The following is a 17,859-nucleotide window of genomic DNA, read 5'->3' as shown; positions in this document are numbered from 1 at the left end:
GCTACCGATTCGGTTCAGGCGCGCGCCTTGGCGGGCTGCTTCATGAAGTCCATGATCGCCTTGTTGACCTCGTCGGCGTGCGTCCACGGGATACCGTGCGGCGCGCCCTTGAGCGTGACGAGCGTGCCGGTCGGCATCATCGGGCCGAGCCGCTGGCCGGTCACCGGGTACGGCAGCACCCGGTCCTGGTCACCCTGCACGATCAACACCGGAATGTCGATCTTCGGCAGGTCCTGGCGGAAGTCCTCCTGCCAGGAGTCCACACTGTCGTGGGTGGCCTTGCCGGAGGCCATCGCACCGATCTGCCAGTGCGCCCGGTACGCCTCTTCGCTGACCCGCTTGCCCATGTTCTGGTCCGGGTTGAAGAACGCGTCGCAGAAGGACGTCAGGTAGGCGAAGCGGTCCTTGATGATGGCGTCCTGGAAGCCCTTGAAGAGCTTGCGGTCGACGCCCTCGGGGTTGTCGTCCGCCTTCGCCAGCATCGGTTGCAGCGGGCTGAGCACCACGGCCCGGCTCACCCGCTGGGAACCGTAGTTGCCCAGGTAGCGAATCACCTCGCCGGTGCCCATCGAGTGCCCCACGAGGGTGACGTCGCTGAGGTCCAGCTCGGTCATCAGCACGTCGAGATCCGCCGCGAACGTGTTGTAGTCGTACCCGAACGCCGGCTGCGCCGAGTTTCCGTAACCGCGACGGTCGTAGGTGATCGTCCGGTATCCGGCGTTCAGCAGCGCCCTGGTCTCCTTCTCCCACGTTGCCCCGTTGAACGGGAAGCCGTGGATCAGCACCACCGGCTTACCGGAACCGTGGTCCTCGTAGTACAGGTCGATGGGTGCGGAGTTTTCCGTCCCCACGGTGATGAAAGGCATGTTTCGTCTCCTGCTCCGGTTTCGGGCTCTCGGACGCCCCGCGCTTTCCCGCCGGGTCACCGGATATGCCGGCCAGCCGGCACGTCCCGTGGTAGCCCACGGCGAGCGGAGGAGAACACGAGCGGATCGGAGTGTGCCGATCGGGTCACCGCCGCCTAGCCTCAAGGCGTGAGCGCTTCCCCCCGGCTGCGGGCCGTCAGCGACCTGCACATCAGCTACGCGGAGAACCGCGCCTTCGTCGAAGAGCTGCGCCCGGACCACCCCGGCGACTGGCTGCTCGTGGCCGGCGACGTGGCCGACCGGTTCGCCGACATCGAGTGGGCGCTCGAGCTGCTGAGCAGCCGATTCGCGAAGGTCGTCTGGGCACCGGGCAACCACGAGCTGTGGACGCCGCCCGGCGACCCCCAGCATCTGCGCGGCGAGACCCGCTACCGCGAACTGGTGGCGATGTGCCGCCGCCTGGGCGTCGTCACGCCCGAGGACCCGTACCCGGTCTGGGACGGCGAGGGCGGCCCCGCCACCATCGCCCCGCTCTTCGTGCTCTACGACTACACGTTCCGGGTGCCCCAGGCGAGCACCAAACAGGAGTCCCTCGACATCGCGTACGCGGCCGGCGTGGTCTGCACGGACGAGGCGCTACTGCACCCCGACCCGTACCCGAGCCGCGAGGCCTGGTGCGACGCCCGCGTCACCGAGACCGAACGCCGCCTCGCCGAGCGCGACCCGGACCTGCCGACCGTGCTGGTCAACCACTACCCGCTGGTGCGCGAACCCACCGACATCCTGTGGTTCCCGGAGTTCGCCCAGTGGTGCGGCACCGTCCGCACCCGCGACTGGCACCTGCGCTTCGGCGCGTCCACGATGGTCTACGGGCACCTGCACATCCCCCGCACGACCTTCTACGACGGCGTGCGCTTCGAGGAGGTCTCGCTCGGCTACCCCCGCGAGTGGCGACGACGCGGCCCAACGCCGAACCCGGTCCGCACCATCAACCCCGCCGACGACGTGCGGCGCCGCGCGTCCGTCGCCGAATAAGCCCCACCAGCGTCGCCAGCCGCGCCACGCCGGCCGGCGCCGGCTTGGCACGGGCGACATCGGCGATGAGGGTACGCGCCAGAGGCCGCCCCCGAACCTCAGCCGGCGCGATGGCCAGGGCAGGCCCGAGTACTTCTCACGCAAGTCTCAGGCTTCCGCCTCTGGCACCGGGGTGGTGTTGGCGATGAGTTTCTGCAGCACCGTCAGCGCCGCGACGTAGTCCGCGTCATCGATACCTCGATGGATCAGCGACCGAATCTCGGGAGCTGACTGCCCCATCTGGAGACGAGCCGCCTCGCCGGCGTCGGTGAGTCGTAGGTGTCCGTCCTGATCTGCGTGGATCCATCCGCGGCTGAGGAGCACCTCGGCTTCGCTCGCGAGGTCGTCGTCGGGGCGGATGTACTCGGTCATGGCTTGCTGAAGTTGGGAAATGGTCCTGGCTGCGCCGTCATGAGGCGCGAGGTCGTGTGGAGACAGGTGGCGCAGGATCCAGAACTGCGGCTGCGTGAAGCCGCGCTTGGCCTGCTCGTCGCGCGTGAACCGGACGATGGATTCGTACGCCAACCGCGTCCAGTACGCGGCCACCTGGTTGGCGTCGGCCTGCATCGGGGCACCGCTGCTTCCTGGGATCTGCATACGGCTGATGCTGGGCGTTCAAGGAAGGTTGAAGTCAAGAGCGTGTTGCAGCATGTTGGGGACATGACCGTCAGCCCGCAGACCCCGACATCTTTCGTGTTCACCGTCAAAGACGTTGCACACGCGAGCCACGTCGCTCCGTCGGCGGTGCGCTTCTACGAAGAACAAGGTCTGATCGAAGCGCACCGAACCACTGGGAACCAGCGTCGGTTCGACGAGAACGCGGCCTGTCGCATCCGGTTCGCCCGACTCGCTCAGCGGGTCGGGCTGACAGTTCGGGAGATCGCCACCATTTTCCAGGCTCTACCCGAGAAGCCGTCCGCGCCGGACTGGGCGCGGGTCTCCGACTCGCTGGTTGCCGAGGCCGAAGCCCGCGTGGCGCACCTGCGCCACGACCTCGACGCCCTCCAGACCGTCACCACCAGGTGCACTGCCGGAGTCCTACGGTGAGGAACGGTGCGGTCCTCCTGCTACCGGCAGCGGCACGCCGATCGATCAACAACAATCAAGCACACCCTTGGACACGATGCCACGCTCGCCTGGTCGCGCGAGCGTCGGCGCGTTCACGATGACCTACGGGCACCTGCGTATCCCCCGCACGACCTTCTACGACGGCGTCCGCTTCGAGGAGGTGTCGCTCGGCTACCCCCGCGAGTGGCGGCGACGCGGCCCAACGCCGAACCCGGTCCGCACCATCAACCCCACCGACGACGTGCGCCGCCGCGCGTCCGTCGCCGAATAAGCCCCGCCAGCGTCGCCAGCCGCGCCACGCCGGCCGGCGCCGGCATGGCACGGGCAACCTCGGCGATGAGAGTATGCGCCAGAGGCCGCCCCCGAACCTCACCCGGCGCGACACCCGAACCAACTGCGCGCCTAGCGCGCGTGCTGATTGGTTAACCGACCAGGGTGAGCCCTTCGACCATAAACCCCACGGACGACCCGCGTAGGCGTGCGTCCGTCATCGGGTAACGCCCTACTCGACTACGCGCCGGCTGTCCGGAACATCTCATCAATAGCGGAGAATCTGCGCCGAACTTTCGCCGGATCACCCGTGCCCTGCGAGATAGCCGACATGAAGTCGACGTCCGACATGAGGCTGAGGAATTGCTTTTCGACCCGCCGGTAGCGCTTGACAAGGACGGCGATCTCCGGATCACCAAGGGTGGCGAGGTTGACCGCGATGGCCTCGAACAACGCCTTATTGATGGGGAATCGCCGGCTACCGCCCTTGCGATCGACCTTGCGGAAGGCCCAGCCACCGAAGATATCATACGCAGCATTCAAGGCCTTATCGAACTCTTCCCTCAGCACCTGAACCTCTGTCGGGCCCAGCCGATCGAGCGTGCGCATGGCCTTACGCAGGAAAGCGTCGAAATCGTCCTCGCCGTAGGTGAATGGATCCGTTAGCCGGAACGCGAGGAACCGTAGGATCATCTCCCGATCAGCCATCCGGTCGCTGCGCACGCCGTAGCCGGTCGCCTCCTTGAACAACTCGGAGTCCGCCCACTGTCGGAGGATGTCGCGCCCAGCACCCGGCATCAGGGCGTGTCGCAGTTCCTGACGCGTCAGCGGTAGTCCACCGGTATTGAGCCGAGCGAAGATGTTGAACTTGACTTCCTCGGGAGTGTCCCGGCGAATGACATGAACGATCAGCTCGGTCTCCCGCAGCCGCTCCTGGAGCCGGTCGGGCAGGTCGGCGAACGTCGCCTGGTCGTAGTCGTGGCCGAGGTATTCCAGGTCACGCAGGCGCAGAGGTTCGGCACCGATCGCCTCGGGCTCGATGAACTCGGCGATCGTCGTAAGCCGCTGAATGCCGTCGACCATTGCCCAGACCTCGTCATCATTCTCCGCCGCGTAGAAGGTCGGCAGGGGAATCCGCAGCAACAGCGATTCGATGAGGCGGCTCTTCTGTTTGCTTCGCCAGATTCCAGCTTGGCGCTGGAAGTCGGGTTGCAGGTCGACCCGGTGAGTGCGGATGCGGGACAGCAGGAGGTCCACCGTTGTGTTCTTGGTTATTACGTCGATCAGCTCGGGATCGAACGGAGCCCGGATGAAGTGGTCGGAGTCGTGGTCCTCGCCGTCGACGATGTTTTCTTCCTCGACGCCGCTTGAGTGGCCCGAAGAGTCCGGCTCCTCCGTCGCGATCTCGTGGTCAGCCAACTCCTCATCAACCATCTCGGTCGACTCCGTCATCCGTCACCTCTACTCATCGCGTGGCCCCAGTCCCACGGCACACTAGGGGCGTCCTTGAATGAGCGCGACGCTATGTCGGATAACAGACTCGCCTACAGGGAGTCAACAACGTCGAGGAAGGCGAGCCAGCTCTTGCTGCGGGCGAACCAGGGTGGTGCGAGCTGTCCGAGAGCAACGATCCGATCGGCGATCTGCACGCTATCTGCCTCGCAGTAGGTACGGAATGTCGACTTCCTCGCGCCCGCCGGGGTGAGCGCACGTGTCAACTCCTGCTTGGCGTCGCGGATCTGGCCGACGTCCCTGCCCTCGTACGACGAGAGTGGCCGCCACCCTGCGCAGACCTGACGGACCGCTTCGGGGAAGAGGAACCACCAGGTCTCGATCTCCCACGCTGGCACGACCGGATACACCGGCCAGGGCAGCGAGCGAAAAGTTTGCTCGATCTTTCGGCCGACCGCCTCATGGGCCGGCTCGACCTCGTCGGCGTCCTCGTGCATGAGGACAGCGCGGATGGGCGTCGAGACCGCGAAGGCCTTGAGCACGCCCCGGACCTTTTCAGCATGTCTTGGTAGCCGGTCCGGCGGTACATTGCGCACCAGCGCAGGAGGAACTCGCAGCGGCTTCAGACCACCCCGCCCGATGTCGCGACGGAGTGCGGCCACGAGGATGCGGATCGCCTGCCGGTCGTTGTCATCCTCACCGAGTACGACGACAACCGGACGCGGTCGCTGCTTCATTCCAGGCCCCCACCGAGCGCGCCGGAGAACCATAGCTCGCCCAAACCAATCTCACCCCGCAGTTCCCGCTCCATCGCTCGAACGGTGTCGGGGTCGATGGCCGGGATGTGGGACGAGGAGTCCTCGCCCCGCTCGCAGACGATGAGCTCATCTGGCTTGAGCCGGTTGACCAGCGCCGGTGAGTGCGTGGCGATTAGAAACTGCGTCTGGTCAGAGGCTTGTCGCAGCAACTCCACTATGCGGTCCAGGATGTGCGGGTGCAGTCCGTGGTCGATTTCCTCAATGCAAGTGAGCTGCGGTGGCGCCGGGTCATACAGCAGCGCCAGGAGTGCCAGAGCACGAATCGAGCCGAAGGACGCCTCCCGCAACCGGGTGGACCCACGTAGCCCCGCCTCAACCAAATTGAGCACGACTCCGCTACCGGCCCCGCCAATGGGTGTGAACTCCAGGCTCTCCACGCCGGGGATGAAGGCGCGCACGTCACGGTGTAGCTCGGCAAAGCGGTCGGGGTGGTTCCGGGCGAGGTAGAACAAGAACGCGGCGAGATTGCTCGCATCGTCGGACAGCCGGTCGCTGATTTCCTCCTGCGCTGGTTGACGCGCGGCTGCGACATCTACATCGAAAACGCGGAAACTGGCAAATAGGTCGGCGAGAGCTTCCACCCGCTCGCCGCCACGCTCGGGGCTGAGCCGAGGCAGCAGGGACAGGCCTAGCGACTCCTCCCGAACGTTCACGCTGTCCGCGTCGGCACCATGGAACTGGATACGTCCTCCGGTAATACTGATGTGCCGAGCCTCCCCCGTTCCCTCGGTCAGCCAGAAGTCTTCCTTCCGTCGGATGGTCGAGCGACGGGGGTCAACGGGTGACCGGACGGAGGTGAAGGAGAGCGCGTAGGCGTTGGCCCCTTCACCCGTGGGTCCGCTGGTCGTCTCCACCTCGATTCGGACCGGGCTGTTGGCGTCGGGGTCCCCGCGGAAATGAAGCCGTGCGAAACCCCCACGCTTCGCGAGAGCAGGTTCCAGATCGCCCCGAGTAGCGTCGCCGAGGAACGCGATCACGTCGAGCAAGTTCGACTTGCCCGCTCCGTTGGGTCCGACTAGGACGTTCAGCGGAGCGAGGTGAACCTCGACCGCCCGCAGGCTGCGAAAATTCTCCACCGCGAGCCTGCGGAGAAACAGCGAGTGCCGGTCAGTCACGGACGCAGCCTACCGCGTAGATGGAACGCCACACTCCGCCACACCAATCGCGGCTGGCGGGCAAACTTCAGATTGTCCTTCCCGGCTGGACCCGCTGCCTCGTCGGCAGAGTTGATCTTCACCAACCTCGGCTCCATCGTTAGCGAGTGAGGCCGAGGAGCGTCGCCAGTCGTGCCAGGCCGGGCGGTGCCGGCTTCGTACGGGCAAGATCAGCGATGCGAGTACACACCAGAACCGCCCCCGAACCTCAGCCGGCGCGACACTGTCCGCGTCGACCAACGCCAGCGCCGCCCCGCGCAGGTAGGCGCCCTGATACTCGGCCGGCAGCCGCCGCCACACCTCCCGTCGAACGACCGTCACATGCCGGGCCAGTGCGCCGTCGGTGTCACCCCGCTGCGCCGCGAGGAGCACCCGCGCCATCTCCACGGTGACCGGCCCGAAGCTGGTGCCATGCAGGTCGTCGTACCCCCTGAGGTCGGCGGCAACGCCGACGGCCCGGTCGATCAGCTCGGCGGCGCGGCGGTGCTCGCCGCAGCCCGCGGCAGCGAGGGCGGCCTGGACCACCAACGTTCCACCCACCGCCCACGCTCGACGCTGCTCCCGGCGAGGCTGCACGGGCAAGGCCGACCTTGGGAACTGCCACTTTGGACAGTAACGCCGCCATCGTCGCCCGATTCATAGGAAACATACGCCGGACTTCGCGGCAGGATTCCCAACAGTTCTTGATCACGGCATGGAGATGACCGTGGAACTTCAGCAGATCTCCGACCGCGTCAACACACGAACTACCGATGGCGCGATCAGCGCCCTGCCGCTCAGTCACTCCCCGTACACACTGATGGCATCGGCGATGGACGCTCATGGCCGCAGGTAGTCGTCGAGGCGACGTGTTCGGGACTGTTCCGGACAGCTCAGACCCTTCCCCGCATCACCCGTCGCCGGCCAGGCTTACCGCCAGAACACTTACGCGGCGTGGTGCTCGGGAGCACCACGCGCGCGGTTCTACCGCGACTCAGGACGTGTTTTCGGAGGTTGGCACCGGAGGGCAGTTGGCTGCACACACTGACTGACCACGCGGCCGGATTACCGCACCTGCCAACCGCCGTAGCCGGTCCATCCGCCCTTGATGACCCCACCGCCTGAGCATCGACCGTCACCGAAGAAAACGGCACGCTACGGGCCGGATCAGAGCATGACCAACCCGCAGTCCTTACCGCTGTTCCTGGTCTGGAAACTGCGGGGCTCCGATCGCGTTGGGCAGGCCAGCGCGAGTGATGTAGGGAGGCTTTGTGCTGAAGGAGAAATGGGGCCGGCTCCGCCGGTCAGCGGTGGCGATTGGGTTGATCGCCGCACTTGCGACACCGGTCGTGGTTCTGCCAGCCAATCCGGCAAACGCCGCGTCCACAGTGGTGTGTGTCGGCGATGGTGTCAGCGGGCGCCGGGTCCAACTCGTGTACGTCCGCCCGACCGGCGGCACCAACCGCTATCCCGAGATGGATCCGAAAATCCAGGATTGGGCGACGAAGATCGACGCGGCATATCTGGAGGCCGCACAGCGCGGCGGCGGTGTGCGCCACGTCATTTTCGTCCATTCTGTTGCCTGCAACCCGATTGTCGCGTATGTCGAGGTGCCGGCCAGCGAGATCAACAACCCCGAGAAGGTGGCCGCCGCGATGAAGGCTCGCGGCTACAACCGGACTGACCGGATCTACCTCACGTTCTACCAGGGCACCCACGAGTGCGGGTTGGGCTGGAACGACGCCGGTGGCAGCGACAGCCCGAGCTCGGGCAGTCCCTACAACTCCGGGCCCGGCTGGGCGATGATCGACGAGGGCTGCTGGGCCTGGAACAACGCCGGGCACGAACTGCTGCACGCGATGGGCGCGGTCCAGGCGAGCGCACCGCATGCCACCGCGTTCGGTCACTGCTGGGACGACCAGGACATCCTCTGCTACGACGACGGCGGGCTGCCGTCGGGAGGCCTGAAGAACGAGTGCCCGTGCGCGGTCGGCGACATCATCGACTGCAACAATGACGACTACTTCAACTACGCCCCGGCGGCCGGCACCTACTTGGCCAGCCACTGGAACGTCGCCAACAGCTACTACCTGACCGGCTTCGGACCGGGCGCCCCCGTCTACACGGGGACCAAGACGGTCGCCACCGCACGGGCCGGCGCTAATGCCTACGTGACGAAGTACCAGCTTCCGGACGGCCGGTGGACCCTCAAGGCCAAGGTAGTCACCAACACGAGCAGTCCGTTCTACTCCGCCGTCCTCGCCGTACGCACACCCTCCGGGGTGCGCTACATCCCGCCGTCGGGCGTTCCCCGGGGGAGCGCAGAGTACGTGACGGTAGAGGCGAACACCTCCGTTGAGGTCAAGCTGTGCGAGGGCAACGCCGCAGCAAAGGGCGGCTGCACCGCAACCTGGTGGTGACAGTGCCGCCGCCTCGGCGGCCGCAGTCCGGATCCGTCGTCTGGGCGTAAGCCAGGCGGCGACGACACCAGAGAGCACGCCCGTGGCCCGGGTCGACAACGTTCCGGGCCACTGGCGTGCCGCCCGTTCCTGCCACACGCCAGCGTGCCGGCATTCCGGAAAATCGACTCGGTTCCAGCCGCGGGCGCCACGTCTGGGATCCGCCTGTATAACCTGTGCGGATGCCTTCAGCGAAGCAGCTTCTGCTGCTCGTCGGGGCCGCGCTGCTCGCCGTCGTGGGCGCGCTGTTCGGATCCCCCTGGGCGACCGGGGCCGGCGTCGTCGTCGTGCTGAGCGTTCTTGCCGTCCACCCCGCGGTGACCGGTCCCGCGGTGCCTCGGTCGACACGTCTGCTGCTGCAGGGTGGCCTGCTTCTCCTCACCCTCGCGGGCGTCGTGCAGATGTGGGGATGGGCGGCCTCGTCATTCGCCGACGCTCCGCCGAGCGCGAGCGAGCTGATCGCGCTGGTGACCGACCCGGTACGGCAGCGGACGCAGTTCCTGCGACAGCTGGCCGTGGCAAGTTGTCTGATCCTGGCCTGCGCCTGCTTCGGCATCGCTGTCGGGCGGCTGCCGCGGGATCGGCTACGCCGGATCGGCCGGGCCGCGCCGGCCGTGGGCGTGCTCACGCTGGTCACCCTGGCATTCGTCGCCCTCCTCCCGTCGGGGCTGACCGCCCTGCTCGGCTCGTTCACCAATGTGGCCGTGGCGGTGTTGCTCGTGCTCGGGGGGTATGCCTGGGTCGTGAGCCGCGCGGTCCGGCGCCATGGCACCGGCCCGATCGCCGTAATAGGTGCCACGCTGCTGGCCGCGGTGGCCTGGCTCGCGGTGGACGATGCCTTGCGGAGTCGGCCGGAGCCGCGCGGCAGCGACGCCTTCCACCAGCCGGGCGTCAGTGTGTCCGTGGCGGTCGAGACCGGGCCCGACGTTGAGACCGCCGTCGCCGTCGCGGCGCTGCTGCTCGGAGCCGCCCTGACCGTGCTGGCCTGCGCGAGGCTCAGCACGACCCACAGCGAGACGCGCTGAGCCGGATCGGGTGACTGTGCCATCCGCGTTGGCATCGTTGATGACGAGGATGTGGAGCACGTCGAAGAGGCAGTCTCAGCAGAGTGCGCACCGCTGAAGGTCTTTGGGCTTGGCGTTGTCTCACCGCCGCGTGACGGGCGGCCGCTCCACAGTGAGGCATCCGTATCGGTGACCAGCACAAGCGTCGGCCTACGAGAGCGCGGTGGGTGGCGGCCGCCGGTCGGCGTCCGGCGGCCGAATAAGCCCAACCAGCGTCGCCAGCCGCGCCACGCCCGCCGGCGCCGGCTTGGCACGCGCAACCTCAGCGATGAGAGTACGCGCCAGAGGCCGCCCCCGAACCTCGGCCGGCGCGACACTGTCCGCGTCGACCAGGGCCCGCGCCGCCCCACGCAGGTCACCGGCATGCAGGTACACCCGCGCGGCGTCGAGCAGGTAGGCACCCCGACACTCGGCCGGCAACCGCCGCCACCCCTCCCGCCGAACGACGCTCACATGCCGTGTCAGTGCGCCGTCGACGTCACCCCGCTGCGCCGCGACGAGCACCCGCGCCATCTCCACGGCGACCGTCCCGAAGTTGGTGCCGTGCGGTTCGTCGTACCCCCGGAGGTTGGCGGCAGTGCCCGCAGCCCGGTCGATCAGCTCGGTGGCCCGGCGGTGCTCGCCGCAGCCGGCGGCCGCGAGGGCGGCCTGGACCAGCAGGGTCCCACCCACCGCCCACCCACGACGGTCGCCCGGCCCCGCGTGCTCGCCCGGTCCGCGGTGATCAAGAGGTTTGCGTCGACTTTGATCTCCAAACGTGCCGCAAACCTCTTGATCACCGGGGCGGAGTGTCGGTGGCAGAGTTCGGTTGGCCGCTGCGAGGGTCGCCGACAGGGCGAGTCGGTCGCGGCCCGACGCGCGTAGGGCCTGGGCGACCGCGACTGCCGCTGTTGCCGCCAGGACTGGGTCGTCTTGGGCAGCGCCCATGGCCCGGTCGGCGGCGAGCCAGGCGAGGTCAGCCTCGCCGAGTTTGATCAGCAGCAGCGCGGTGATCCGGTACGCCTGTACCAGCACCTCCGGCGACCGCGCGCCCTGGGCGGCGTCGAGCAGGCTCGGCACCGCCCGCACCAACTGCGGGTAGTGCGCGTGCTGGTACGTCAACCAGGCATGCCCGACCTGCCGCCTCAGCTCGTGCAGGTGTGGTGAGGTCGGCGGGGTGTCATAGCGGGCGAGCGCGGCCCGGATGTCGTCCACGCCGTCCGGGGTGCTCGCCGGGGTGCTGGACGGTTGGCCGAGCAGCACCTCCGGGTCGACCCGCAGGACGCGGGAGAGTTCCTGGATGACCGAGTACCGGTCCAGGGGGCGGACGCCGCGTTCGATCTTGTCGACCCAGCTCTTCGACCTGCGCAGGCGGTCGGCCAGCATCTGCTGGGTCATCGAGCGCCGCACCCGCCAGCCGGCCACGCGTCGGCCGATGGGGAGGTCATCGCTGCTCACGCCGCCACCGCCGGTCGGGGACCGCACGGGTCGTGTCGTCCACGGGTACGCGTTCCGCCTCGGCCTGGGCCAGGATGCGCTGCTTGGCAGCCTCCCGCTCGGCCGCCTCAGCCTGTTCACCCTTGCTCGCCGTCTCGTCGTCGAGCCCATGGTGCGTGCCGCTCATTCCCCCACCTCACGGGTCGGGGCGCGACGTGCACATGACGGAGTTGGCCGCCGCGCCCGGCTCGCCGCGCCCGATCGGGCGACCACTCAGCGATGCCTAGGTGACAGCCTGTGACGATCATTGATTGCGATCCAGACGGATCGCGTCCGCTACTGTCCTTCGAGGTGTCCGCCTGGATCGGCGGACAGGCCAGCGGACAGCTCTAGGAACTCGTCAGCAGCGCTCGTTCTGACCTCGACAGCGGCGATCATGTGACGCAGCTCGGCCACACGGTCGACGGCACGTTGCGACCGCGCCGACCGCGCCAGAGCCACGGAACGTCCGGCCACGGCGATGGCCTGCTCAACCTCTCCGGCCTGCAGCAGCGCCTGGGTGAGCCAACCGAGATACAAGGAGGTCTCGCGGGGCGAATCGTCGCCGTAGCGACGGACGGCGTCTTCCAAGATGGGTACCGCTCTGAGCGGTCGGCGCAATTCAGTCCACACACGCCCCGCCATTACCTGAACCTCATCCTGGGTCAGCCAGTACGCCCAGGGAGGCGCATCGCCCAGGTCGACGTGCTGATAGATCTCAGCGACATTGCCCAGGGCCCGCTCGGCGAGACTCGCCTCGCCCACGCGTGCGTGGGCCCAGGCAACGCGCTCAAGCAGCAGAGCTTGGCCGGTGGCCTCGGCCGCGTGCTTGCCACCCACGTAGGCCGATCGAGCCAACGTGGCCGCCTCGCGTCGGTCGCCAAGATTCGCCTCAAGGTAGGAGAGGCTACTGAGACAGTTGGCCGCACTCGCAGCGTCGCCGCCAGTGTGTGCTGCGCGCATCCCGGTCAGGTAATAATGGCGAGCCTCAGCGACCCGGCCAGAATCCTCGGCGACGAATCCCGCCAACTGACACAGATCGGCGATGACGACGAGCAGCCGCCGACTCACGGCTTCTCGATAGCTACCCTCGCGAAGCAGGTCGGCGGTGGCGGCCAACTCGGCAGAAACCATCGCGTAGGTCTCGGCACCACCCACGTGGTCGTCCAGCCGTCGGAGCTGACGAACCCGGTCCTCGATCCGAGCCACCGTCTCGTCCCCGACCCGGCGGCCCGCGCTCAGCTCATACCGCTGAGGTGGCTCAGTGATCAACCACTGATGGGCCAGCGCGGCAGCGTTCTCGGTCGTGGGCGTCTGCGTTACGAGCAGTCCGGCGAGCCGTTCCGCGTCGCACCGCAAAGATTGCGCCCCACCGCTGGCCGTGCGCTCCTCGTCGACACCAGGGACCGGAGCGAGCGCGACCAGCGTCCCGCCCGCCGCCAAGGCAGTGTCCAGGCGCTGAGCAGTGTTCAGGGCCGGCATCTTCCGACCGCAAGCCAGGTCATGCAGGTAGCTCTTGCTGTAGAAGGTCTGGCGCGCCAACGCGCGATAGCTGATCCCACGATTCGTGATCAAAGCGCGGAGCCGTTCGGCGAAAGACGAGGCGGACTCCGGCATCATTGCTCCCTACGGATTACAGGCTGGGCCGACCTTGGTAACTGCCACTTCGGACAGTACCGCCGCCATCGTCGCCCGAGCTATAGCCAAACGCACACGGCCTTCCCAGCAGGATTGACATCAGTTTGATCACGCCTTCAGTCAGCGCCGCGACCGTCACATCGGATGAGCGGAAATGCGATGCTGAGTCCTGCGTATGGCGCCTAGGAGCATAGGCTCAGCCTTCTGCCAGAACCGAGTCACCACGTCATCCGGCCCATAGCGCTGCCGGATCTCTGCCAGCCTCTCATCGACGCTGAGATCCTGGCCGTCCGGCCCAGTCGTCATGTCCGCGTACCAGAGAGCATCCGAAGTGGCTGACTCCTCACGCGGGAACTCGCTAACCAGAGCCTGCCGCAGACCACGCTCCTCTGCTTCGTAAACAGCGCAGGAGTGATGGGCGACCAGAGCAGCGACGCGACCTGCGAAGCCGTGACGCTGAAGCCACCGCCCGCCGTCCAATGCGTGGAAGCCCGTGTCGGCGACGTCAGGGGCGTACCCGATGTCATGCAGCCACGCCGCCGCCGACAGCAACTCCGCATCGTCCCCGACCAGGTGCGCAAGCTGCTTGGCTTTGGCCGCCACCGCCTGCACGTGCAGCCAGCGTCGGGGTATCGCGTTTCTCAGATGACGTTGTGAGGTTGCCGCGGCCAGTTGGGAGGGAGGACCCACGCGCGAATTCTAAAGCCCGAGCCCAGCTAGAACCGGCCGCCAGCGCCACCGAGGCGACTTGGAGGGAGCCCCCCACCTGGTACCCAAACCTGCCTTCCTTTCACGACGCCGCAGCGGCGTTCATCACCAACCCGGAGGTCGACGTGCTGCGCGCCGAACCGAACTACCGCGACCACTGGGCCTTCTCCGGTGGTTAGGGCTACGTCGATGAGGGCGAATACCCGCACGACGCCTGCGCCCGCGAATTCCGAGAAAGGATTCCGGCGAGGCGCTCGCCTACGGCTCGGTAGACAGCTCGCCAGCCCTCTGCTGGCTGGCCCGAACATCGAGCGGTCGGGTCGGTGGCTGCACTTCAGCGCTGTGCGACGAGGACGACTGCAACGGCGATTGCGGAACTAGACCTACACCTGTTGGCTGCGGCGATGCGTATGCCGGAAAGCTGACGGGCGGCAGCGAGAGCTCTAACCGCGCGGCGGCCAAGAAGGCGTGTTCAGCTGTCCATACCTTCTTGATGCGCTCCTGCGCGATGTCGCCCACGCCAGTTGACGCGCTTGCTGGACTGCTTGAGCGAGCGCGTCCAAGGTCTCCTGAGACTGAGCGACGAGGCGCACCTTGGTCTTGGCGGCTTCCATTCGTTCTTTATAATCGGTGCCTTCGTTATCAAATATCGGCATTAAGTGCCCCGGCGAGTACGCGTCCGGCACGGCGTCTATCTTGGCACTCGGGTTCAAGGCAAAGGCAATGTAGGAGCGAAAGGCTGACAGGAAGTCGTCGAAGGCGCTAAGCCGGATATCACGCCAATGGCGAAGGTGATCTCGATCCCAGTGTCTGCGTTGAGCCCGGTGGAGAGGTAGCCGCCAAGGGCTACGGATAGCAGGGCCACAAGAGCGGTCAAGCCGTTCGCTAGAAGATCCACCATGCGTCACCTTCCGCCTACCTTGCGCTCAAAGCTATTCGCGGCGTCAAGCGCTGCGGGGCTCGTGCGGTGACCACCTGGCTGGAAAGATGGGCGGATGGGGTCGAGGCTGCGCATGCTCCACATCGACGGTCGGAGTTCACCTGGCACGCCGACATGCGGTCCGCATATGGCCCGGACGGTCGTCTTTACCGCTGCATAAGGCTTCGCGTGTGGGGTGCTGGAGAGACCGGGCGCGCCCTACAGGTCGACTTGGCCGAGCGGCCCACCGTTGCCTCTAACGGTAGGTACGTCCAGACGGACGTGCACGACAGCGGGGAGACGTATCCCTACCCGACAGCCGAGGATGTACGCGATCTTGTCCACTTCGCCCTCGGCGCTGGATGGACGCCGCAGGCGTTGGGGGGTGGGACGTTCAGAATCGCGCCACCGGCCGAACTTGAGCTACCGCGATTTGTCATCACCGAGCTTGTGTCAAACATCGACCAGCACCGTTAGATCCTGGGTGCTCGACGGGAGGGGCGGCCGCCGGTCGGCGTCCGGCGGCCGCCCCACGTCCGGTCAGCTCGCGTACACCTCCAGTGCCGCCAGCTGCCCGGCCGGCCAGCCGGTGTTACCGGTAACGGTGATCCGCACATAACGAGCCTGCGCGGCACTGAACGTCAGCGACACCGAGTTGCCCGTCGAAGGATCGAACGTCCGCCCCGCCGCCCCAACGAGCGTCCCGAAGCTCGAACCGTCCGTGCTGCCGGCAACGGCGACCGTCTGCGTCCGAGCACCCCAGGCCGACGACGGCGGCAGCTTCAGCACCACCCGGCCGACCGTGCGCGCAGCGCCCAGGTCGACCTGCACCCACTGCGGGAAGGCGTTGTTGGCGCTCTCCCAGTAGCTGTTCGCGTCGCCGTCGACCACGTTGCCCGAGCTGTAGCTCTGCACGTGGCTGCTCTCCGAGGTGGACCGGCCGCGGGCCAGGTCGGAGTTGGCGGCGGCGTCGGTGGTCACGGTGACGGCGTTCGACGCGGCAGAGGTGTTGCCGCCGGCATCGCGCGCCACGACCGTGAAGGTGTACGAGGTGGACGCTGCCAGGCCGCTCACGGTCGCCGTGGTGCCCGTGACCGTGGCGACGACCGTGCCGCCCTGGCGTACCTGGTAACCGGTCACCCCCTTGTCGTCGGTCGACGCCGTCCAGGCCAGGGACACGCTGCTCGACGTCTTGGCGGTCACCGCAAGATTGCTCGGGGCGGTCGGTGGGTTGTCCGTGGTGCTGCTGGCGCCGTACACCTCGACCTTGGCGAGCTGGCCCGCCGGCCAGCCGGTGTTGCCGGCGATGCTCAGCCGGACGTAGCGGGCCGTGGTGGTCGTCAGCGTGCGGCTGACGGTGTTGCCGGTCGCCGGGTCGAAGGCGAACGCCGAGGCCCCGGCGATGGTCGAGAAGGAGCTGCCGTCGACGCTGCCCTGCACGGTGATGGTCTGGGTACGTGCGCCCCAGCCGGCGGGGAGCCGCACCACGAGGCGGCTGACCTGCTGGCTGGCGCCCAGGTCGACCTGCCACCAGTGCGGGAAGGAGCCGCCGCCGCTCTCCCAGTAGCTGCCGGCGTCCGAGTCCACCGCGTTCGCGGCCACGAAGGAGCCGTTCTGGCTGCTGGCCGAGGTGGATCGGCCGGCCGCAAGGTCGCCGCTGGTCGGGGGCGGGGTGCCGACCATGGGCGGGGTGGGTCGGGTCGCGGTGAGGGCGAGCTGTCCCTTGAGCATCCGGCCGCCGTCGGCGGTGATCCGCAGGTAGTAGTCGGCGGAGCAGGCGACGCCATCTTCGTCCAGGGCGCGGATGTTCGCGCCGGCCGGGGTGGTCGCCTGTGTCTCGGACGTCTTGGCGATCTGGTTGCCCTCGTTGTACTCGTCGAACATGGACACGTAGAGGCCCTGGGAGCCGAGCCGGACCATGTTGTAGATGTGCCGCCAGTAGAAGTCGCCGTGGCGGCGGTGCCCACCGGCCAGGTCGCCGGGCATCACGCAGGGCAGGTAGTCGATGCCGCGCGCCGCGCAGTCGGCCATGTCGCCGATGTTGACGTTGTTGTAGTACGAGTCGAGGCCTTCGAGGGTGTCCGTCCGGTAGACCATCCACGGCGAGATCGCGTTGAAGGCGTGGTAGACGTCGAGGAAGCCGGCGCGGGAGTCCTCGACTCCCTGCCGCCACCAGGTGGGCACGCCGCCGATGACGTAGCAGCCCTGCGCCTTGAACCAGTTGATGACCTCCAGGCACGGCCCGGGGGTGAAGGGTCGGCTGGGCTCGCTGAAGCCGAAACCCCAGATGCAGACGACCGGCTTGCCGTTCTGGCGGGCGTACGCGCTGGACGCGGTGTGCGTCGACATCTTGTTCAGCCAGTCGGTCTTGATGTCCGTCTGCATGGTGAGCCAGTCGGTGACGTCGTACATGATGTAGAACTTGCGGTTGTAGCGCTCGGCCGCCGAGCGGACCCTGAGCGTCATGGCGTCGCGGGTCGGCCCCTCGTCGCCCGTCGGGTTGAAGCGTTGCAGGGCGGCGGTGTCGCAGCCGTACTCCTGCATCCAGCGGAAGTGGGTATCCACGGTCTGCTGGTCGTAGGAGGAGAAGAGGGTGGCCGGCGAGCCGTTGCCCAGGTTCGGGTACGCGGTGGGATAGCTGCGCGTGTACTCGCGCATGTCCGGCCAGGACACGATTGTGGTGTTGCTGGGCGACGGCGGCTGGAACCGGTCGCGGCTCCAGTGCCACCAGCCGCCGATCGGCGCGGAGTCGCCGGGTGCGCTGAACCAGCCCTGGTAGCCGACGGTGACCTTGCCGACCACGTCGCCGGGAGGGCTGGCGGCCTGGGCGGGGCTGGCGAGGAGCTTCGTGGTGGAGGCGGCGGCGAGGGCGGAGCCCGCCAACACGGACGTGACGAACCTGCGGCGGGTTACCGCCATGACGACCACTCCTTCG

General features: G+C 67.5%; 15 protein-coding genes and 1 pseudogene. 5 read left to right on the top strand and 11 right to left on the bottom strand.

Annotated features, from left to right (window positions below):
• Positions 1-14 precede the first annotated feature (14 nt).
• Positions 15-866 (bottom strand): alpha/beta hydrolase, encoded by an 852-nt coding sequence (locus tag AB0B55_RS01955; protein WP_357117639.1) that lies wholly within the window; start codon positions 864-866, stop codon positions 15-17.
• 168 nt (positions 867-1,034) lie between these two features.
• Between AB0B55_RS01955 and AB0B55_RS01950 the strand changes: the two genes are divergently transcribed.
• Positions 1,035-1,901: a metallophosphoesterase gene (locus AB0B55_RS01950; RefSeq protein ID WP_357169545.1), complete on the top strand. Its 867-nt coding sequence runs from the start codon at positions 1,035-1,037 to the stop codon at positions 1,899-1,901.
• Positions 1,902-2,048: 147 nt separating this feature from the next.
• Here AB0B55_RS01950 and AB0B55_RS01945 read toward each other — a convergent pair whose 3' ends face one another.
• On the bottom strand, positions 2,049-2,507 hold the full coding sequence (locus AB0B55_RS01945; RefSeq protein ID WP_357169542.1) for a MarR family transcriptional regulator: 459 nt from the start codon (positions 2,505-2,507) through the stop codon (positions 2,049-2,051).
• 93 nt (positions 2,508-2,600) lie between these two features.
• Between AB0B55_RS01945 and AB0B55_RS01940 the strand changes: the two genes are divergently transcribed.
• Positions 2,601-2,987: a MerR family transcriptional regulator gene (locus tag AB0B55_RS01940; protein WP_357169539.1), complete on the top strand. Its 387-nt coding sequence runs from the start codon at positions 2,601-2,603 to the stop codon at positions 2,985-2,987.
• A gap of 118 nt (positions 2,988-3,105) precedes the next feature.
• Positions 3,106-3,279, top strand: a pseudogene (locus tag AB0B55_RS01935) (metallophosphoesterase); the annotation flags it as partial.
• A gap of 239 nt (positions 3,280-3,518) precedes the next feature.
• Here AB0B55_RS01935 and AB0B55_RS01930 read toward each other — a convergent pair.
• The 4 genes from AB0B55_RS01930 to AB0B55_RS01915 all read right to left on the bottom strand — a co-directional run bounded on the left by AB0B55_RS01930 (position 3,519) and on the right by AB0B55_RS01915 (position 7,278).
• Entirely contained in the window at positions 3,519-4,730 is a 1,212-nt protein-coding gene (locus tag AB0B55_RS01930) for a DUF262 domain-containing protein (RefSeq protein WP_357169536.1), read from the bottom strand.
• Between the two features lie 92 nt (positions 4,731-4,822).
• On the bottom strand, positions 4,823-5,467 hold the full coding sequence (locus AB0B55_RS01925; RefSeq protein ID WP_357117625.1) for a hypothetical protein: 645 nt from the start codon (positions 5,465-5,467) through the stop codon (positions 4,823-4,825).
• A complete protein-coding gene (locus AB0B55_RS01920) occupies positions 5,464-6,663 on the bottom strand; it encodes an AAA family ATPase (protein WP_357117621.1) in 1,200 nt (399 codons plus the stop codon). Before AB0B55_RS01920 ends, AB0B55_RS01925 begins: the two co-directional genes overlap by 4 nt.
• A 9-nt stretch (positions 6,664-6,672) precedes the next feature.
• The gene (locus AB0B55_RS01915; RefSeq protein WP_357117618.1) at positions 6,673-7,278 is read right to left on the bottom strand and encodes a hypothetical protein; all 606 of its coding nucleotides are present in this window, start codon (positions 7,276-7,278) and stop codon (positions 6,673-6,675) included.
• 674 nt (positions 7,279-7,952) lie between these two features.
• Here AB0B55_RS01915 and AB0B55_RS01910 point away from each other — a divergent pair.
• Together AB0B55_RS01910 and AB0B55_RS01905 are read left to right on the top strand one after the other, a co-directional pair.
• Entirely contained in the window at positions 7,953-9,101 is a 1,149-nt protein-coding gene (locus AB0B55_RS01910) for a hypothetical protein (RefSeq protein WP_357169533.1), read from the top strand.
• A 221-nt stretch (positions 9,102-9,322) separates the two neighbouring features.
• Positions 9,323-10,165 (top strand): hypothetical protein, encoded by an 843-nt coding sequence (locus AB0B55_RS01905; RefSeq protein ID WP_357169530.1) that lies wholly within the window; start codon positions 9,323-9,325, stop codon positions 10,163-10,165.
• Positions 10,166-10,354: 189 nt separating this feature from the next.
• Here AB0B55_RS01905 and AB0B55_RS01900 read toward each other — a convergent pair whose 3' ends face one another.
• From AB0B55_RS01900 to AB0B55_RS01880, 5 genes are all read right to left on the bottom strand, one after another.
• Entirely contained in the window at positions 10,355-11,641 is a 1,287-nt protein-coding gene (locus AB0B55_RS01900; protein WP_357169527.1) for a helix-turn-helix domain-containing protein, read from the bottom strand.
• Complete coding sequence (locus tag AB0B55_RS01895) at positions 11,628-11,807, bottom strand: hypothetical protein (protein ID WP_357169524.1); 180 nt, start codon at positions 11,805-11,807, stop codon at positions 11,628-11,630. Before AB0B55_RS01895 ends, AB0B55_RS01900 begins: the two co-directional genes overlap by 14 nt.
• Before the next feature lie 149 nt (positions 11,808-11,956).
• Positions 11,957-13,276, bottom strand: a complete 1,320-nt coding sequence (locus AB0B55_RS01890) for a helix-turn-helix transcriptional regulator (protein ID WP_357169521.1) — start codon at positions 13,274-13,276, stop codon at positions 11,957-11,959.
• Positions 13,277-13,432: 156 nt separating this feature from the next.
• Positions 13,433-13,987, bottom strand: a complete 555-nt coding sequence (locus AB0B55_RS01885; RefSeq protein ID WP_357117600.1) for an HDIG domain-containing metalloprotein — start codon at positions 13,985-13,987, stop codon at positions 13,433-13,435.
• Positions 13,988-15,464: 1,477 nt separating this feature from the next.
• The gene (locus AB0B55_RS01880) at positions 15,465-17,843 is read right to left on the bottom strand and encodes a discoidin domain-containing protein (RefSeq protein ID WP_357169518.1); all 2,379 of its coding nucleotides are present in this window, start codon (positions 17,841-17,843) and stop codon (positions 15,465-15,467) included.
• Positions 17,844-17,859: the final 16 nt, after the last annotated feature.

Source organism: Micromonospora sp. NPDC049107, assembly GCF_040648595.1.
Taxonomy (GTDB): Bacteria; Actinomycetota; Actinomycetes; order Mycobacteriales; family Micromonosporaceae; genus Micromonospora.
Note: the sequence above shows the minus strand (reverse complement) of the source record. Positions and strands in the feature narration are given on the sequence as shown.